At 52.5% G+C, this 17380-nt stretch carries 18 protein-coding genes, 1 tRNA gene and 1 pseudogene; 11 read left to right on the top strand and 9 right to left on the bottom strand.

Annotated features, from left to right (window positions below):
• A pseudogene (locus QZV76_RS04220) lies at positions 1–321 on the bottom strand (hypothetical protein); the annotation flags it as partial.
• A 37-nt stretch (positions 322–358) separates the two neighbouring features.
• Between QZV76_RS04220 and QZV76_RS04215 the strand changes: the two are divergent.
• The 4 genes from QZV76_RS04215 (at position 359) to QZV76_RS04200 (ending at position 4364) form a co-directional block, all read left to right on the top strand.
• Positions 359–1510: a GDSL-type esterase/lipase family protein gene (locus QZV76_RS04215; RefSeq protein WP_290598546.1), complete on the top strand. Its 1152-nt coding sequence runs from the start codon at positions 359–361 to the stop codon at positions 1508–1510.
• A 52-nt stretch (positions 1511–1562) separates the two neighbouring features.
• Positions 1563–1649: transfer RNA gene (locus QZV76_RS04210), tRNA-Ser, on the top strand.
• 85 nt (positions 1650–1734) lie between these two features.
• Positions 1735–2904, top strand: coding sequence for a hypothetical protein (locus tag QZV76_RS04205; RefSeq protein ID WP_366664341.1), 1170 nt, complete (start codon positions 1735–1737; stop codon positions 2902–2904).
• A gap of 161 nt (positions 2905–3065) precedes the next feature.
• Positions 3066–4364, top strand: a complete 1299-nt coding sequence (locus QZV76_RS04200) for a hypothetical protein (RefSeq protein ID WP_290598545.1) — start codon at positions 3066–3068, stop codon at positions 4362–4364.
• A 133-nt stretch (positions 4365–4497) separates the two neighbouring features.
• Here QZV76_RS04200 and QZV76_RS04195 read toward each other — a convergent pair whose 3' ends face one another.
• Together QZV76_RS04195 and QZV76_RS04190 are read right to left on the bottom strand one after the other, a co-directional pair.
• Entirely contained in the window at positions 4498–5607 is a 1110-nt protein-coding gene (locus QZV76_RS04195; RefSeq protein WP_290598544.1) for a hypothetical protein, read from the bottom strand.
• A 2-nt stretch (positions 5608–5609) separates the two neighbouring features.
• Entirely contained in the window at positions 5610–6038 is a 429-nt protein-coding gene (locus QZV76_RS04190) for a GntR family transcriptional regulator (protein ID WP_290598543.1), read from the bottom strand.
• A 222-nt stretch (positions 6039–6260) separates the two neighbouring features.
• Between QZV76_RS04190 and QZV76_RS04185 the strand changes: the two genes are divergently transcribed.
• From QZV76_RS04185 to QZV76_RS04155, 7 genes are all read left to right on the top strand, one after another.
• Positions 6261–7523 (top strand): hypothetical protein, encoded by a 1263-nt coding sequence (locus QZV76_RS04185; RefSeq protein ID WP_290598542.1) that lies wholly within the window; start codon positions 6261–6263, stop codon positions 7521–7523.
• Between the two features lie 156 nt (positions 7524–7679).
• A complete protein-coding gene (locus tag QZV76_RS04180) occupies positions 7680–8567 on the top strand; it encodes an NUDIX domain-containing protein (RefSeq protein WP_290598541.1) in 888 nt (295 codons plus the stop codon).
• 163 nt (positions 8568–8730) lie between these two features.
• Complete coding sequence (locus QZV76_RS04175; RefSeq protein ID WP_290598540.1) at positions 8731–9315, top strand: hypothetical protein; 585 nt, start codon at positions 8731–8733, stop codon at positions 9313–9315.
• Positions 9316–9750: 435 nt separating this feature from the next.
• Positions 9751–11136 (top strand): hypothetical protein, encoded by a 1386-nt coding sequence (locus QZV76_RS04170; protein WP_290598539.1) that lies wholly within the window; start codon positions 9751–9753, stop codon positions 11134–11136.
• Positions 11137–11415: a hypothetical protein gene (locus QZV76_RS04165; protein ID WP_290598538.1), complete on the top strand. Its 279-nt coding sequence runs from the start codon at positions 11137–11139 to the stop codon at positions 11413–11415.
• A gap of 9 nt (positions 11416–11424) precedes the next feature.
• The gene (locus QZV76_RS04160) at positions 11425–12063 is read left to right on the top strand and encodes a Tad domain-containing protein (RefSeq protein ID WP_290598537.1); all 639 of its coding nucleotides are present in this window, start codon (positions 11425–11427) and stop codon (positions 12061–12063) included.
• Positions 12064–12085: 22 nt separating this feature from the next.
• Positions 12086–12595: a hypothetical protein gene (locus QZV76_RS04155; protein ID WP_290598536.1), complete on the top strand. Its 510-nt coding sequence runs from the start codon at positions 12086–12088 to the stop codon at positions 12593–12595.
• 1 nt (position 12596) lies between these two features.
• Here the strand turns inward: QZV76_RS04155 and QZV76_RS04150 are convergent, their stop codons facing one another.
• The 6 genes from QZV76_RS04150 to QZV76_RS04125 all read right to left on the bottom strand — a co-directional run bounded on the left by QZV76_RS04150 (position 12597) and on the right by QZV76_RS04125 (position 17330).
• Positions 12597–13205, bottom strand: a complete 609-nt coding sequence (locus tag QZV76_RS04150; RefSeq protein WP_290598535.1) for a sugar O-acetyltransferase — start codon at positions 13203–13205, stop codon at positions 12597–12599.
• Between the two features lie 124 nt (positions 13206–13329).
• Positions 13330–13830: a glutathione peroxidase gene (locus QZV76_RS04145; RefSeq protein ID WP_290598534.1), complete on the bottom strand. Its 501-nt coding sequence runs from the start codon at positions 13828–13830 to the stop codon at positions 13330–13332.
• 319 nt (positions 13831–14149) lie between these two features.
• Positions 14150–15220, bottom strand: coding sequence for a cytochrome c biogenesis CcdA family protein (locus QZV76_RS04140; protein WP_290598533.1), 1071 nt, complete (start codon positions 15218–15220; stop codon positions 14150–14152).
• A 29-nt stretch (positions 15221–15249) separates the two neighbouring features.
• Positions 15250–16068 (bottom strand): thioredoxin domain-containing protein, encoded by an 819-nt coding sequence (locus QZV76_RS04135; RefSeq protein WP_290598532.1) that lies wholly within the window; start codon positions 16066–16068, stop codon positions 15250–15252.
• Between the two features lie 93 nt (positions 16069–16161).
• A complete protein-coding gene (locus QZV76_RS04130) occupies positions 16162–16785 on the bottom strand; it encodes an aminotransferase class I/II-fold pyridoxal phosphate-dependent enzyme (RefSeq protein ID WP_290598531.1) in 624 nt (207 codons plus the stop codon).
• Entirely contained in the window at positions 16689–17330 is a 642-nt protein-coding gene (locus tag QZV76_RS04125; protein ID WP_290598530.1) for an aminotransferase class I/II-fold pyridoxal phosphate-dependent enzyme, read from the bottom strand. The genes QZV76_RS04130 and QZV76_RS04125 overlap by 97 nt, the downstream gene beginning before the upstream one ends.
• Between the last annotated feature and the right edge of the window lie 50 nt (positions 17331–17380).

Below are 17380 nucleotides of genomic sequence, written 5' to 3'. Positions count from 1 at the left end.
CTGTGTTCCCTGCGAATTCTGTGCCCCCTGCGGCTGATCCGGACCCATGGCAATAATCCTGCCCGAGCACTCAATACCCGGGTAAGGAGCAACACCAGCGGGCGGCACATACCGACCGCACGCCTGGGCAAGATCCATGCGATTAACGGCCACGGCAGTAACCTGCAGCAGCACCTCGCCGGGGCCGGGAGTTGGATCTGGCACCTGCCGCCACGTAAGGGACTGCGGACCGCGAGAAACAGGAAGCGTGTGTGCATACATGGTTCCTAATGTAGCGAACAAACCCGCCTTTCCGGGCAGCTCACCACTGGTGTCCTTCATTACCTCCCACACGTAGAAAAGAAACGCACACAGAACAATGCACCGCAACCCACTGCAGCAGAACAGCCCTTCCCGGCTACAGCACGCCCCGTCCCGCCTGCGGAACAGGATTCTCACCGCCAGCGCCCTCACCATGACGCTCGCCCTGGGAATAGGATCCCTCACCAACAGTTTCGGCATAACCGGACACTGGTGGACTGATGCCAATGCTGCCGCCGCCCAAGCAGGCCACTACTACATGGCTAACGGTGCAGGCAGTGCAGGTAATGCAGGCAACGCGGGTAACGCCAACGGTGCGAATGGTGCGAATGGTGCTAACAGTGCCGGTGCGTCCACCACAACTACCCCCACATCAGACGCTGACGCCGACAGGATCGCCGGCAGCAGTGGATACTACGGCTACCCCATGGTCGCATTAGGCGACTCCACCATGTCCCTAGCACCCACCACCCGCCGCCCCAACCCCTTCGGCAGCTGCCACCACTACGCTGGCGCCTGGCCACAGCAAGTATCCCAAAAACTACATCTTCCCCTGGCAGACCTCTCCTGCTCCGGGGAAGTAACCGCCTCCTACTGGAAGAAAAACCTAGGACCCTACCTAGGGCCACGCACACAACTAGTGGTTATTAGCTACGGCTCCAACGACATGCGAGTTGTCGCCCAACTAGCCACATACAATGCCCACTTGGGCACCGGCAAGAAAGTCCAAGGGCGAAGCCGGAAAGACGTAGAACAGTCCCTCATCACAATTCTGAAAGACGTTCGGAAACGCGCCCCCAACGCCCTCATTCTTACCGTCGGATACCTCCCACTGGTTCAGGAAAAACACTGCGTGAACCTCCCCAACATGACCCCCTTTGAAAACACCAGAGTTCGCCACCTCCGCGAAGCCGCCGACCAGGCCCTCACCACCGCCAGCAAGACCGTTGCCCGCATGAGTGAACAACAATGGAAAGACAATGGGGTAGAAGTAGTATCCGCCGGTATTTCCAACGTGCCATTCCGGCAAGTACACGGGCATGACCTCTGCGTCATGGGACACAAACGATTCATTCTCAACAGAGAAAAGACCGGCGTCCGCTACCACTACACGGAACCAGGACTCTCCTACATTGCCGACCATGTTGCGTGGAAGTACCTCTCCGAACAGTTACAGTGGAGCCGTCAAATGGTGTATCTTGGCCGTTAGTCTTTTACCGGCGGTTGCCGGTAACATGAAGGAGTCGCCTAGCGCGGCATGAGGAAGTGTGGCAGAGCGGCCGAATGCACTCGCCTTGAAAGCGAGCGTCCGTTGACGCGGACCAGGGGTTCAAATCCCTTCACTTCCGCCCACAAGAAACCCCCAGTAGAGAACAGTAGAGAACAACACATACTCTCCCAACTGGGGGTTTCTTACAATAGAGAAGTTTGTGAGTGAGTACAATGCAGCGTAAGCCACTCTCCCACACACAACGCGTGGGTATTACAGCCAGCACCCTGGCACTAACCGCTATCCTCGCCATCTCCCAGGTAGCAACCGGCGGACTTTTCACCACCCCCGCCACCGACTCTGACTACCGCACCACCCCACAAACTAACGCGCTGCAACTCTCCCACAACCCGCACGCGCACACCCCCACACACTCCACCCACACCCATACCCACGTCACCGGGCATCGCCCCGCAAAAAAACACCTCCATGGGCTCACTAAAACCCAGCTGGCGGAAATTGGGAAGAAGATTGGCCTCAACACCCCCAACCTTTACCCGCAGGGCTACCCCATGGTGTCCATAGGGGACTCCACCATGGCTCTAGCCCCCACAAAAAACCAGGCACTGAATCTCGTCAGCGCCTGCCACCACTTCGTGGGCGCCTGGCCCCTGCAAGTCTCCACCGCCCTAGGGCTACCCCTGGCAGACCTCTCCTGCAGTGGCTCTAAAAGCAGCCTGTACTGGAAACTCAACACGGAACAATACCTGGGCTCCAACACGCGCCTAGTGCTCCTCAGCTACGGATCCAATGATCTCCGCGTTGTTAACCAGCTTGCCAGCGACAATAAACACCCTGGCACCGGCCCCTACCTCACCCACAAAAAACGCAGCATACTCGAAGACGACCTGGTCGATATCCTCGTCAACATTCGCGACCACGCCCCCAACGCTCTCATCATCACTGTTGGGTACCTTCCACTAGTAGAAGGTGGACGCTGCAAGAACCTCCCCAACATGACGTCCCTGGAAATGTCGCGGGTGGAAAGCCTCCGTCAACAAGCTGACGAAGCCCTCACCAATGCCGCCACCCGCGCCAGCGACTACAGTGCATCCATCCTCCGCAAGCACGGTATCCATATAGCGACCACAACCACCTCCACCAGCACCACCAGTGCCGCCCGCACAGGCATTGTCAATGTCCCCTTCCGCAACGTCATGGGGCACACCCTCTGTGCCAGCGACACCAAACGCTTCATCCTCAACCACGAAGGCACCGGCGTCCGCTACCACTACACCACCGCCGGCCTACACTTCGTAGCCCAAGCCGTAGAACACCGCTACATCACCGACAACCCCATCTGGACCAAAACCAACAAGCCCCGGAAGAAGTAGCGGAATATTTTACTTAGGAAACTATTGAGGTAGCACAAGAACTAGTAGTGGCCGTCAGCTTAATAGTAGATATATTTTCTTTACTACTATTGTAGTAATACTGTTGTAGCGGTACGTATTTAGATAATCACTATATTCCTGCCAGATAAGAGATGTGCACTATGAGGAATAGCAGAGGCTGTTTCAAGCGTAAAAATGGTTATCGAAGAGAAGCAGTTAATTTTTGGGCAAAAGTGGCTTATCCGGGCGGTGGCCAGATTGTGGTAGCGGCGGGGAAGTGCAGACGCCAAATAAAATCTTTACTCCCTGCTTCGCAATGGGAAAAGCAAGATATTCCAGAGCTAGGACGCGTAGAGATTCTATCTATAGGGGAAACGCAGTGTCCTTCTGAAAATGTTTTTCAGGGTAGTGAGAATTATGAAATCGAGATTCAATCAGATTACCCGAGGGATAAGAATGTAGTAGTTGAAATTCTTACATATGTGTTGTGTGGCAATAAAAATACTGCTAAACGCATTGCTGCTTCTGTAGACGATATAAATATGTCATGTATAGGGAAGAAAAATCGTCCTGTGGAGGATGTATCGGTTGAGACGATCCCGACCATAGACCTCTTACATTTGGAGCTTCTTCATGCGACTACTTTGAAGCGGAAGAAACCGGGGACCGGTGGTAGGAATCCACTCCGGATTGTTCACCGATGGAGCCGTACTTTTATTACATCTAATGGTGTAATCCACTTGTACACAACATTTTCAAGTATAGAGCAGGAAAAATTTCAGAGTTTGCATAGTGGTTCATGGTTAGTACGGGGGCCAAGCTATTTTTCTCAGAATAGTGAAGAAGTATATGACGCTTCTGCGGTCATTTACGCTTATCTAGAGAGTCTCTGTACGCATTTGCGGCGATGGCGTATTGAATTTGATAGATGGTACAGCAAAATATTTTTACTTGCAGATGCTGACTCAAATGAGGTAATACCTGGGCATATACGTGAAGTATGGCAGGAAAAAGCGGTTTTGGAAGAAGCCCTTAAATGTACTACGCGGGCAATAAATAGTCTTGAAAGCGGTATGAAAGATTCTTTTGAATCTAGTACGGAATTGACCTCGTATGTGAATGAGCAGCTTCAGACAATAAAAAATATTGTTGATGAATACTCAAATCTGCTGGTAGAAGCGTCGGAATCTCTTGACAGTATGTCTGAGGCTGTCAGGACGCAAGAGAGTAAAGAAAGTGCTGGGACAGCGGCCACAATAGCATTTTCAAATTTATGTATGACCATACTGTTGGCCATAGTGACGCTTATGAAACAAAAACCGGATATGCAAGCAGATACAACAACAGCAGTAGTAACAGCTGTAATACTTTTAGTCATAACTACAGGGCTTGTAATTGGGGTTCTAGATTCGTTTAGGCGCATTGTTATTCCATTTTTTAGAGTAATATGTCGCGATTGATGCTGAGACTGCATAGGTCACGGGGATAGAGAAGGGCTCAGGTTCGTTTCGGAGACCTGAGCCCTTTTTATAGGTATGGGGAAGTTTTGTGGAGTTGTGTCTGGAAAATGTAGAGCACGGCTTAGCCGTGGCCTCAGCTGTGGACGTAGGTGAGGACTATCGGCAAGGTTATGAGTAGGACGCACATAATGGATGTTCCTACTGCTAGTAGTACGCCTTTGGTGTTGGCCCAGTTGAGGACTAGTCCGTTTCCGTTGAGGTGGTCGACGAACATGGCTGGGTCGTCTTTGTTTGCGTAGAACATGCCCATTGCGTAGTGGGAGTCTTGATCGCGGGAGTCTGCTCCATCTGGCTCTATGGGGAGTGATCGTGCTGTCTTCGTATGGTGTATTGATAGTGCTACAACTACCCCTACGATGATCGCTACATTGAGGATATAGAGGGTTTTTCCGCTATTGGCGAAGGTGGGGAACACGGTTATGGAGAGAAGGTTTAAGCATAGTGTGAAGCATATTGTTAGCCACCCTATGCTTTGCTGCTGACTCTCGGAAAGTAATTGTGCTCTGCGCCGCGCGGAGGGGGACATGGCTGTGCGGTATTGTCCGCGTTTGAGGTGGTTAAAGACTGCCCATATAGTGCAGGCTGTTACTAGTCCTAGGGCGAAAAATACGTCGTCGAATACGGTCCACACGGTTTTCGCTGCTAGTTCATGGGTTCCGTAGGAGTTGTCGATGGACACCATTGGTGGAATATCGCCCCAACGCAGCCAGAGGAGAAGTGCGGTAATGCCTGTTAGTAGGTAGGAGCACACGTAGGGTGTCCACTGCATAGAAACTTGCGGTATAGCGTTAGCGGAGGTTCCGGGTGTTAATGAGCCCGCAACTTCTACGTGCGCGTCGGATACCCAATTCTGTTCTGTTTTCTTTTTGCGGATAACGCGGCCCGCCCACCACCAGGTAAAAAATATGCTGTATGCCTGTACCATCCATAAGATATATTCCACGTCGGAGGCTTCGGACTCTGTGCGGGTGTAGAAGCATGCCACAGTTATTGCTGCAAACACTACTGCTATAACGAAATTAGCGATGTGGAAGCGAAGCCAGCCAGTTCTTATGACGGGGTCATTTTGGTGTGCAGAGGGGACGGTTACTCCCAGTGGATTGTGTTGGGGAATGAATAGGGTTGAGCACAACCAGAGGACTGGCAGAAGCGCAAATAGTAGTGCGGATAAGGCAGTGTGCATGGTTATAGGTCCCTTTCGCTGGTGGAGAAGGGGGATTCGGGGGAGTTGGCGGGGTGTATGCCGGTGAATGCGTCGAGTATGTCGTGTGTTTGTGTGAGTATGGTGTTTTCGTCAATTCCCTGGCAGTAGACTTTTGCCAGAAGGGTTTTCAATTCTTCCTGGAATTGTGTGAGGTGGTCGGGGTGCGGAGTGGTGTTCTCCACGACCACGCTGCCTTCTCTTCGTGATGTGGTGATAATGCCTTCCGAGACAAGAAGGTCGTAGGCTTTCTTGACGGTTGCTGGGTTGATTCCAAAATCCAGTGCCAGTGCCCGTACGGGGGCGAGTTGTTGCCCGGGGGTAATGTCGCCACGCGAGATGGCCTCGACGATGCGGTCGTGGATTTGCTGGAAAATTGGTGTCGCAGAATGCGGATCAATGGTGATGATCATGCTTCCTCCTTCACCAAACAACATTCTGTATCGCTTGTATTAGTTATAGTAATACAAGCGATACAGAGAGGTAAAGAGAAAAATAAAAAAGCTCCATACCGAGCGCTTTTATCCTGTAATCTCTCCTAAAAAGAATGGCTATAAACCGTTTTATAGCTCCTGTGCACAAGTAAACTGAGGTAAAGATTCACATAGCTACCATGATGGGATTGTGCCAGCATTATGGGCATACGGGATAGAGAAGATATAACTTTAGAGGTCGAACCGCGTGATGTAGGTCGTGATGCCTACAAGGAGACCTATGAGTCTACTAAGTGGTGGTGGGATAAAGACTCTAGTTTTCTCGCAAAAATAGCTTATGAAGATGGTTCTCAGGCCACGCTAGCGTCGGGGTGGCATAAGCGGCAGATTGAGTTTGAATACCCAGGCGTGAAATTTAAGGATCTGGGTCTGCCAGGTGAACTAAATAGTGTCGGATATATTCCTATAGGGCGTAATGAAATTAACTCTGACCAGGTTTTTAAAAATATTGAGAGCTATGAAATAGAGATTTCTCTCGATGGTATTTCTGAGCATACAGACACTATTAAAGATTTCCTGAATAACTTTGTTCCTGAGCAGACTACTGAAAATCTCCTGGAGTCAATGGGGGAAATAATAAGGAGGGTTTCAGCCAATAGGGCTAATCAAGATATTGATGATGGCTTTGGGGGACAAATCCCGACAGTAGATTTATTGTGTCAGAATCTTCCAGCTAGATCAGGTAAAAACCCTGAGCCGCTTCGTACTCTTTACCGGTGGTGTCGTATTTTCGATCTTTCGAAAAAGATTAATGAAGATACCCCAAAGGGTACTATCACCATCTACGAGAAAATTCCGAAAGAGCAAAAGACACAACGCCGCTGGCCTCATAACTGTATTTGGCTAAACCGGGGGAAAGACTACTACACGGAATATACTCAGGTGGGGAGTCCTTTAGAAGCCTTCACAGTTCCCATTGAATACGAGCTTTATAACCTGGAAAATTGGAAGGTTGAGTTTGAGCGTTGGGAAACTATGACGTTCAAAATAGCTAGTAATTCTGATCCTGACATTGCCGCAGATCAACTAAATAAGTGCTCAGAGGAGATGGGGAAACTATCGGAATTCGTTGGTACCGCTTCTTTAGCAGTACGGAATTTGCATCATAAAGCGGAAAATAGCTCCTTCGTCACGAAAAGAAAGATTGATGATGTCAAAGAAGAGGCGGAAAAGCAATGCACAGCCATGCATAAGGTTGTTAACGATTGCCGAGAATGTATTGAAAAAGCGTCAGAGTTTCTCGCTAATACTGCCCAATCCGTTGAAGCATTAGCGGGACGTAAAAATGCGGAAACTACAGTAACGATAAGTCGTATTGTTAGTATTCTCGGCCTGCTTTTTACCATTCCGACCTTGGTTATTTCTTTTTATTCAATGGGAGTCTTTACAACTGATAAAAAATAGGTTTACTTCCTTCGGGAAGCGTATTCATTCTAGTGATATGCCTAATAACTTCCTTCATTGCATTAGGTATTTATTGGGCAGTTTGTTCTTCACATCGCCGTCGTAGAAAACAATGCATAGAAAATGCTAGTGACTTATGGATAGGGGTAGATAGCCATGATTCAGACGATTACGAATGAGGAGATACTGACTGCTCTCGAGGGGACGCGGCGTCAGTATCTTGTTGGTGATCTTAAACTTCCGCAAGCTCTTCGGCATCAACATTCTAAGGATCTCGAAATCGGTATTACCCGATATGAAGAATCCTTTTCCGAAGCACCTCACACGCATGATGTCACTACCGAATACCAATATGTATTAAGTGGATGGACGCGGTATCTAGATTTAGATACGGGAACTGAATACGATTTCCGAACTGGTGATTTCTACGCAATTACCACCGGCACTAAATATGCCCAGAAGTCGAAACCGGGAACAGCGATTCTCTTCATTAAAGTGCCGTCACTTAACGATAAAAAGCTATTAGATGTTTCTGCGGAACTGCAGAAGTGGCTAGACACTCCATTACAGACAGTGCGAACTGACTATTTTCATGAGGAGAATGCACCGTCTCCCAATTCCATTAAACCGGCTGCCGCAGTAGCAGTGGTGAACGATAACCGTGTACTGCTAGTTCGTAGACGAGATAACAGTAAATGGACATTGCCGGGTGGAACACTTGAATACGGTGAGAGCCTGCCGCAATGTGCAGTGAGAGAATTAGCGGAAGAAACCAATTTAAAGGTGGAAATCACCGATATTTTGGGAACCTACACCAGTCCAAACGTTTTAATAGCGTACTCAGATGGGGAAGTTCGGCAGGAATTCACCATTGTGTATATAGGCCGAACTGCGGATACTGAAGTACGTATTGACTCTGAATCGACTGACTACCAATGGGTTTCAGTGGAACAGTTGGATGAACTAGAACTCGCAGATTCTCAACGGCTACGCCTGGAAGATTTACAGTCTTATTTAGCTCATGGAGAGCGGCAATTTAAGTAGATCTGTAAGGATAAAAGCGTAGTGAACGGGGTAGATCGTCGTCCTGTTTCAGTTTTCGGCTGCTGTTGCGCTACCAGCTGGGAACGTTTTTGGCTGTTCGTTCGTTCTACTGGGTGTCATCGTAATCACGTGAAGAGAGAATATAGTCATGAACACCATGCACATGGATACTATGCTTCTTGCTGTTGGAGAGCCTAGTGTTGATCCCGCTATTAGTCTTAGTTCGCTAGTGGTTGGCGGCATTATTAGCGTTATTGCTCTTGCTATTTTCATTTGGGCTATTGTTCGCGTTATTCAACTTCGTGATGTTGATGTTTATGGCCTCCCTTGGGTGGCGTGGCTGCTGATTGTTCTTTTAACTGGTGGTATTGGCCAGATTGTGTTCCTTATCCTCTCGTATCTTCACGAGAAGAAGCAGAAGGAAGCCGCTGCTAACGGCTACTATTTTGATGGCCACTACTATTGGCCGTATCCGCAGGCTGGCGATGCTACTAATGCTGCCCCGAATGCTCCTGCTGGTGCTGCACCCGGTATGCCGTTCCGTGGCGGAATGACGGTTCCTGGTGCTCCCACGGTTACCCCACCGTATGCCCGCCCGTCCTACCCAGGTAATCCTGCATCCTCTTTTAATCAGAAGGATCAGGCTGGCCGTGCCGACAATACCGGCGCTGAATCGGGTTCCGATGATCATGATGGTGGCGACGATTCCTCGTCCTCATCGTCTTCGTCCTCGTCGGCAGATAAGTAGCGTTAGCGTTTCCTCGTTTTCGCAAACGGCATAATGTCTGCCATAACTTCATATCGTGCACTACGTGTGCACGTTTTGTGTGCCCCACGTTCTAGACGCGTTCTTACCGCGTTGTAGGCCGTGGGGCGCACTGTATTTATGGGCTGCTTTCGTTTCGTTCTTGCTGGTTAGAAGCACTTTTACAGAAAAATCGGTGTGGGAATAGGCCTCTGTAAAGAAGAAAAAAGAGGCGAAAAGATGAGAGTGCAGAAACAAGCCGCAAAAAAATTTTCATAGTAATTTTCTGCGAGTTTTTCTTCTGTAAATGTGCTGTTCACAGCGTTAAATACCAGAAATATGGGGCACGGATAGCAAAAGTAGGTCCCCACAGCGCCGCCGAGTGTGTCTAAACTTTCCGCCTGTCCAATTCAACTACGTTTTATTCAAGTGGGAATAATGAAAAAAATTCTTTCCATCCCCCTGTCACTTCTCCTCACGACAAGCCTGGGTCTTGGCTGCGCCAACGCTGACGTCAAGGACACGCCTCAGTTTGGCCACAGCAGCAGCTCCAACAGCCAAAGCTCAAGCACCTACAGTGGTGGCAGCAGCTACAGCGGCGGATACGCTTCCACCCCAACGTATTACTCCGCGCCCGTCCAGACAGCACACAAGGCTCGTCCGGCGAAACGTCGCCCTGCCCCCAAAAACTATGACGGGGTATACCTCATCAAAGATAAGACGGTTCTGAAGAACACCCTCACCAACACGGACATACTGAAAGAATCCGTTAAAAATGGTGTGAAGCACGGATTCAACGCCGCCACGTCACTAGCCTCCCTTCCGCATGCCGGATACAAGATCATCAAAGATCCAGAAATCGTGCTGAAAGACCGCGGACTGCGGAAGCAAATCGTTGAAACGACCGCATTTTCAGCGGTGGGCGCCGTCCCCGGTGCAGTAGCTGGCGCCGGGCTGGGCATGGTTGCACTGCCGGCAGCACTAGGTTTGCCCGCCGGTGCTGTAATCGTTCCGGTTGCTGCTGTGGGAGACACCCTTATTGGCCTGGTGGCCTTGGGTGCCACTGGCGCCGTTATTGGTGCTGTTATTGGTGGCGCAGTAGCGGGAGGAGCTGCCGCGGTAACAACCTTCCTGCTCGGTGCAGGCCCATTGGGTGGAACTGCCTCCACTATTTTGGGTGTTGTGTGCGGAGCTGCCACTGATGTTCTCGCCGGTGCAGGTATTGCTATTGGGCCCATGTGTGGTCTCTCCACTGAAGGCGTCAGCATTGCCGTATCCGCTATTGCTAGCGCAATGACCGGCACTGTTGCCGCAGTTCTCGGCGCAGGAATTGGCGGTACCGTGGGTGCTGCCGCGGGCGCCGCAACCGGTGCAGTAACCGGCGGAGCCACCGGCCTCTTTGTTGGTGCAGCTGCTAGTGCCGCTATTGGCGCACTTGTGGGCATTCCCGCCGTTTTGGGCGGAGTCGCTGTAGGCGGTGGCGTGGGAGCAACCCTCGGTGCCACAGTCCTGGGAAGCGCAGCACACGGTGTAGTTTCCGGAATATCAGCCACGGGTCTCTCCATTGAGAATGCTGCCCGCAGGCATGATGGCTATGGCCCCATACAGGTGAACCATGCAATGGCCGACTACCAGTCTCCCGTCCAGAATGCGAAAGAAATGATTGATCTTTTCGGCAAGGGTCTCGTTGAGGAAAAAGGCCCTTCCGACCTCGCTAATGGCGGAAAAGATTCCCTGGAAAAGATCACGCACACATTCGATAACACTGATCTCGGTAAGAAGATAAACAAGGTTATCGAACGTCACCACGGAGATAAGAAGTAAGTGCTCTCTTTTGAAAGTGACTGGCGAGACTGGCTACACCAGTGGGACGCCACAGCAACCACTAATGACACCCACACTGACACCAGCAATGTGGTGGATACGGAAAACTTTTCCATCGTTCCGCCAGCTATCCAGCTGGACGCACAGACGAATATTCAGCCGAATATTCAGATGGACAGTCAGCTGGACGTGCCGTGGGGTGGTCAGTCAGGTGCCCAACCTGCTAGCTGGCAGGCTAGTCAGCAGGCCGGCCAACAGACCGGCCAACAGGCTGGCTAGCCAGTCACTTTGCCACTTACTCCCTCATCATCGGGTAGTGGTAGCACTAAAAAACATCTCCTCCGTGGAGCTCTCATTCTTGTCCCTACCCTCCTCGTTATCGCGCTGGGGGTAGGGATAGGGGTGAGCCATTCCCATCGCCACTCGCAGGATACCGCCGCACAGTCTGCCGCACACTCCACCAGTGCACACTCATCACCTACAGATGCAGCTCAGAAGTGGTGTACTCCGCATAGTGGGAATCCCTACGTGTCCAGCAAGGGCGGGGACACGTCAACACCCGAGGGGATCCTTGCCACCATGGAGCAGCAATACTTTGGTGCCCGTTCCGCTGACGGTGTTATGGCGCTTGTGGGCGGGGACTGGACCGACATTAATGATGTCAGCAATGCTATAGCCGGTATCCCCACCGGCTCTATTGAATGGTGTACGACTATCCGCCCCGCCGAATCCGGCTGGTACACCGTCATTGTCGATAGTCGAAAGAAAAATACTCCCGACGATGTCACCACCTGGGTAGGGGACTACCACGTGGAGACTATCCCCGGGGAAGGCCTCCGCATTATCGATATGCGCCCCAACCCCACAGTGGTGCAAGAACTGAAACATAAAGAACTAAAACACAAAGAAGCAGACGCTGGCGCATAGCCTCCAACACGTAGGAATCAGAATGCCCCTTCCCCTCGTCCACATCATCGGCACCTACCCCGGTTGCGGGGCCACCACCATCACCCACCTGTGGGGAGAAAGCGCAGATGAACGTCCCCTAGACTCGCCCCTCCCCGCCAAAGGAAGCCCCTGGGTAGTTCCAGTTCTTATGGGGGCATACCAACCCATGCAACAAGGGTTCAGTAACGTCCAGTACTTGTCCACTGTCCCACATCTTCGGCTGGGTGGAATCCTCATTCGCGCCTGTACGGATGGAATACCCCTAGACCTCCACGAAAACATCTCCTACCTGCGGGGACTCTTCCCTGATATTCCCATCCAGATAGTTGACTACCAGGATGATCTCCCCGATAAAGGCCTTAACGAACTTCCCAGTTGGGACTTCCTCCGCCCCACACTAAAGCGCTTCGGGCACGACCGCTGGGCCACAACCTTTAACCAGTTCGCCACCATCGTTGACTATATTGTTCATACCGAACGCACAACACCTACTAGCAGCTCCAACAGCTAAGCTAGTCTGCAGGTGGCGTATTGGTTCGTAGAGTGCGCACTGGGCGGCAGGGTGTTCCCACAGCCAGCACATTGGCCGGAATATCCTTAGTCACAACACTGCCCGCCCCAATCACACTATTGTCACCAATCGTCACCCCGGCGCACACCGTCACCCCGGCCGCAATCCACACATTATTGCCCACAGTAATCGGTGCGGAACGTTCCCACCCGGCAGCCCGCATCTCCACATCATCAACCGGGTGTAGGGGTGTCACAAACTGCACACGCGGCCCCACCTGCACGTTATCCCCCAGCGTCACCGTGTTTGTGTCCACGAACATCACATCAAAATTGAGGAAGCACTCCCGCCCTATCCGCACATTAACCCCAAACTCGCACGTTAATGGTTGGCGGACAATGGAGCCCTCCCCGTACTCCCCAAATATGTTGTGGAGAAGAGCTGTCCGCGTAGCAGCGTCATCTGGATCGTTATCTGGATCGCCATCTGGTGTGGTCGCATTAAAACGGGACACTTTACGCTGGCATTCCATATAGGCAGTGTGAATATCCGGGTCCTGGGTAGGAAGGTACCATTCGCCAGCCATCATGCGGTCAAACTGTAAACCCATACACCCATTATGCGGTATGCGGCTTATGCGTGCGGTGCACGGCTTATTGCGGTGTGCGGCTTATGTTGTGTGCGGTGCTAACCGCTTACTGTTCGCTAGTGGTAGTACCCGCTATTTCCATTCACTAGTCCTCAGTAGAGTGGCCTAGCGCGGTATCAATATCGGCGGCAATCTTATCGGGTGTCGTGGTAGGGGCGTAGCGCTTCAGGACAGTACCATCGCGGCCAATGAGGAACTTTGTGAAATTCCACTTAATTTTGCTGGAAAACACACCCTTTTGCTGGTTTTTTAAGTACGTAAAAACAGGGCACGCGTTTTCTCCATTAACATCTATCTTTGCCATCATAGGGAAACTGACCCCATAGTTCAGGCGGCAGAATTCACTAATGTCGTGGTTGCTGCCCGGGTCTTGGTGGGCAAACTGGTTGCAGGGGAAACCAATAATGTAGAACCCGCGGTGGCGATAGTCCTGGTAAAGCTTCTCCAGTCCCTCAAATTGTGGGGTGAATCCACACTTCGATGCTGTATTAACTACTAGCAGTACTTTCCCCGAGAAATCAGCGAGATTTACAGTGTCACCGGCAGTAGTTTTCACCTGAAAATTTTGGTCATAAAAGCCGCTCACAGTAACTCCCTCCAGTATGCGTACACACTCTGTGTGCATACACTTTGTGGACATACACTATGCACTCACCATATACACAGTATGCTAGCGCGTTCTCACACGGTATATTTCTCACACGGTGCACTTCTTATACAGTGCATTGTGTTAGTGCACCGTTCTACCTATAGAAACGCTCTCCTCTTTTGAATATCCCCTGGATAGTTCGCAGCGTCCACACCATGCGGATTAATTTTCTTCACCGTTGTGGGAGAAGAGGGAGGGAAATCACTTTCGCGCTCGCATGTCGCGAGGGTCTGTAGATAGAGGGGTAGATAGAGGGTTAGATAGTGTGGCTGTCAGACGCGTCGCGCTCGGCTAGTTTATCCAGCTGGTCCGCTATGTCGCGTGCGTCTATTCCCGTACTTCCCCCGGTACTTTCCTCACCATTCTTGCTGTTTCTTGTGCCGTGACCTGTTCCATGCCCCGCGCCGCGACCAGTGTCGCGACCCGCACTGCGACCAGCGCCATCCACTCCATCGTCTGCACTGCTGTCCGTACTGTCCTCCGCATCGTCGTCTACACCGGCGCCGCTGGTGTGCTTCCGTCGCACCATGTAGGCCACCAGCGCAATAAGCAGCAGTACGAGCACAACAAGCAGCACAATAAGGTCGGTGGAGGAATTGCCCACGCGGGTTACCCACAGTTCCGCATCAAACTGGTTAGTGCCGTCACCACCAGTGTTTATTCCGGCGGTCCCATCGGTGGCTAGGAAGAGTGCCCCAATAAAAATGAAGAGTGCCCCGGAGATAAGGGAGGTGGTGTTGGTGGTGATGGGCCCCCACTTGAGTTCTTTACCGTGGATCCATTTCTTGTGGGAGAGGTCAAAACGTTCCCACAAGATAGCCAGAATAAACAGTGGCACAGCCATACCCAGGGCGTAGACGGCCATCAGGACCATGCCGTAGAGGGCGCTGCCGCCGGCCATGGCCACGGTGAGAATACTGCCCAGGATAGGGCCGGAGCAGAAACTGGCCAGGCCGTAGACGCAGCCCAGCAGGAGGACGCTTACCGCGCTGGTGCCGGAGAGTTTCCCCACTGCGTCTTGGGCTGGGCGGAAGGCGAAGCCTTTCCCGAATACCGTCATAATGCCGAAGATGATGATGAGTATTCCGGCGCAGAGCATGACGGTGGGGCGGATGGAGTCTAGGAAGGATCCTAGTTTCCCCAGGCCGGCACCGAGCGGTACGAGGGTGATGCAGAGTCCCAGGTAGAAGAGTCCGGTGCGGCTGACGAGTTTGCCGAAGCCGTCGAAGGCGTAGGCGAAGAAGGCGGGGAGGAGTAGGGCGGAGCAGGGGCTAATGAGGGTAAGGATGCCTCCCAGGAACGCGCCGAGGATGCCGATGGTACTCAATGCTGTGCTGGGTTACTCTCCGTGTAGTTTTACTTCTTGTCGGTGGCCAGGATAGCTGATTCGATGGCGTCGATGTAGGTTTGGGTGTCGCGCGCCCCCACTATCGGGTAGCCGTTAATGAGGAATGCGGGTACGGATTGGAAGCCCATGGAGTGGGCTTCTTGTTTGCTGGCGTTTATCTTCTCATCGAACTTGGTGGACTGGGCGTCCTTCATGAAGGTGTCAATGTCTTTAATCTGTAGTTCTTTCGCCCAGTCGCGAACAAGGTTGAGGGTGATGGTGCCGTGCCCTTGGGTGGGCATGGTGGAGTAGATTTTCCGGGCGAGTGAGTAGCCGGCGCCTTGCTGTGCGGCGGCCATGACGGCGCGGGCGCCGAGCATGGATTGTTTGCCGAAGAGCACCATGTTGCGGAATTCTATGCGGAGTTTGCCGGTGCGGACGTACTTGTCAACCAGTTCGGGCTCTACTTCTTTCATCCACTTGGCGCAGTAGGGGCAGCGGAGGTCGCCGTAGTCGATGAGGACGACGGGGGCTTCACGGTCCCCAATGGACAGGCCGTCTTTGGTGCGGTGGGCTAGCCCGAAGGAGTCGCTGGAGAAGTGGCTTGGGTCTATTTGTGCTTCGGGGGAGGAGAGGTTGTTTTTGTCGTTGTGGGTGGTCACAACAAGTGTGACGATGACGGCAATAATGGCCACGATGATGGTGATGAGTACCCACGGTTCCCAGCTGCGCCAGTTGAGGCCGCCGGAGCGTCGTTTCCGTTGGGCGTTTCGCCGTTGCTTGTCGCGGCGTTTTTGCTCGTCGGGGGACTGCTCGTCGGGGGTCTGTTCGGCGGGCTGTGAAGTCATGGTGTGGGATCCTTTATGTGCACGGTGGGCTTCCGCTGATCGCCAGGGTGTGGATCAGAGTTTCTTCTACCTATTAGCCTAGTGAGCTTTCCGCTAAATTTCTGGGCGGATTGCTGGGTAGTCGGCTATCACGTTAAGGAATTGGGTGTTTTCTTCCGGGGTGGCGATGGTGACGCGTATGCCTTCTCCGGGGAAGCCACGTATGATAACTTTCCGCTGGATAAGGTAGTCGATAAGTTGTTGGGCGTCACTGCGGGGGAGCCATACGAAGTTGGCTTGGGAGTTATCCACCTGGAATCCCATGGCGCGGAGTTCTTTAGTGACGCGTTCCCGTTCTGCCACAATAGCGTCTGTGCGGGCAAGCAGCTGGTCGCGAATGGTGAGGGCGGCGCGGGCGGCGGCTTGGGCGGCCAGGCTGGTAGAGAACGGGATAACCGTTTTGGAGAGGTTACTGCAGGCTTCTTCAGATCCCACGAAGTACCCCACGCGGAATCCGGCCAACCCGTAGGCCTTGGAGAATGTGCGCAGGACAACCAGATTGGGGTAGGAGGACAGGAGTTCCAGGCTGCGGGGGAAGTCCTCTGTCCGGTTGTAGTGGTAGTAGGCCTCGTCCAATGTGACTAGGACATTACTGGGGATCGCATCGAGGAAGGTGACGAGTTCTGCGTGGGTGAAGGTTTCCCCGGTGGGGTTGTTGGGGTTGCAGAGGAGCACCATGCCCGTGTTGGGGTCCTGCGCGGCCGCGGCAGGGCGGCCAGGTCGTGCTTACCGTTGGGGAGGTTGGGGACCTGGACGAGGGTGGCCTGGGCAACGTAACCCACGATGGGGTAGGCCTCGAAGCTGCGCCACGGCATGACGAGGTTACTGCCGGCGGGGCAGGCGGCCTGCACAAGGTGTTGGAGGAGGGAGACGGAGCCATTCCCCACCACAATCTGCTCAGGAGTGATCTCAGTGGTCTCAGTGGCGCCGGTGACAGCATTATCGTCACCTTCGCCGCTAGAAGCGTTATCAGAAGCGTTATCGAGGGAGGCGCGGGCGCATAGGTCTTGTGTGAGGGCGGCTGCTATGGCTGTGCGGAGTTCCTTAGAACTGGTATCCGGGTAACGATTACCGCCGGCGACAGCAGTAGCTACTGCGTCAATAATGCTTTGGTCGGGGGCGTCGGTTACTTCGTTACTGGAGATTTTGATGGCGCCAGGGATACTACGGCCGGGAATGTAGGCGGGGATGGCGTCAAGGTCGTCACGGAATAAGGAGCTCATGTTTCCATCGTAGAGGTAAATAGTGCTATGGGGTAAGCTGACGTGTAGAG

Origin of the sequence: Lawsonella sp. (assembly GCF_011525565.1) — a bacterium.
In the GTDB taxonomy this organism is placed as follows: Bacteria; Actinomycetota; Actinomycetes; order Mycobacteriales; family Mycobacteriaceae; genus Lawsonella; species Lawsonella clevelandensis_A.
Note: the sequence above shows the minus strand (reverse complement) of the source record. Positions and strands in the feature narration are given on the sequence as shown.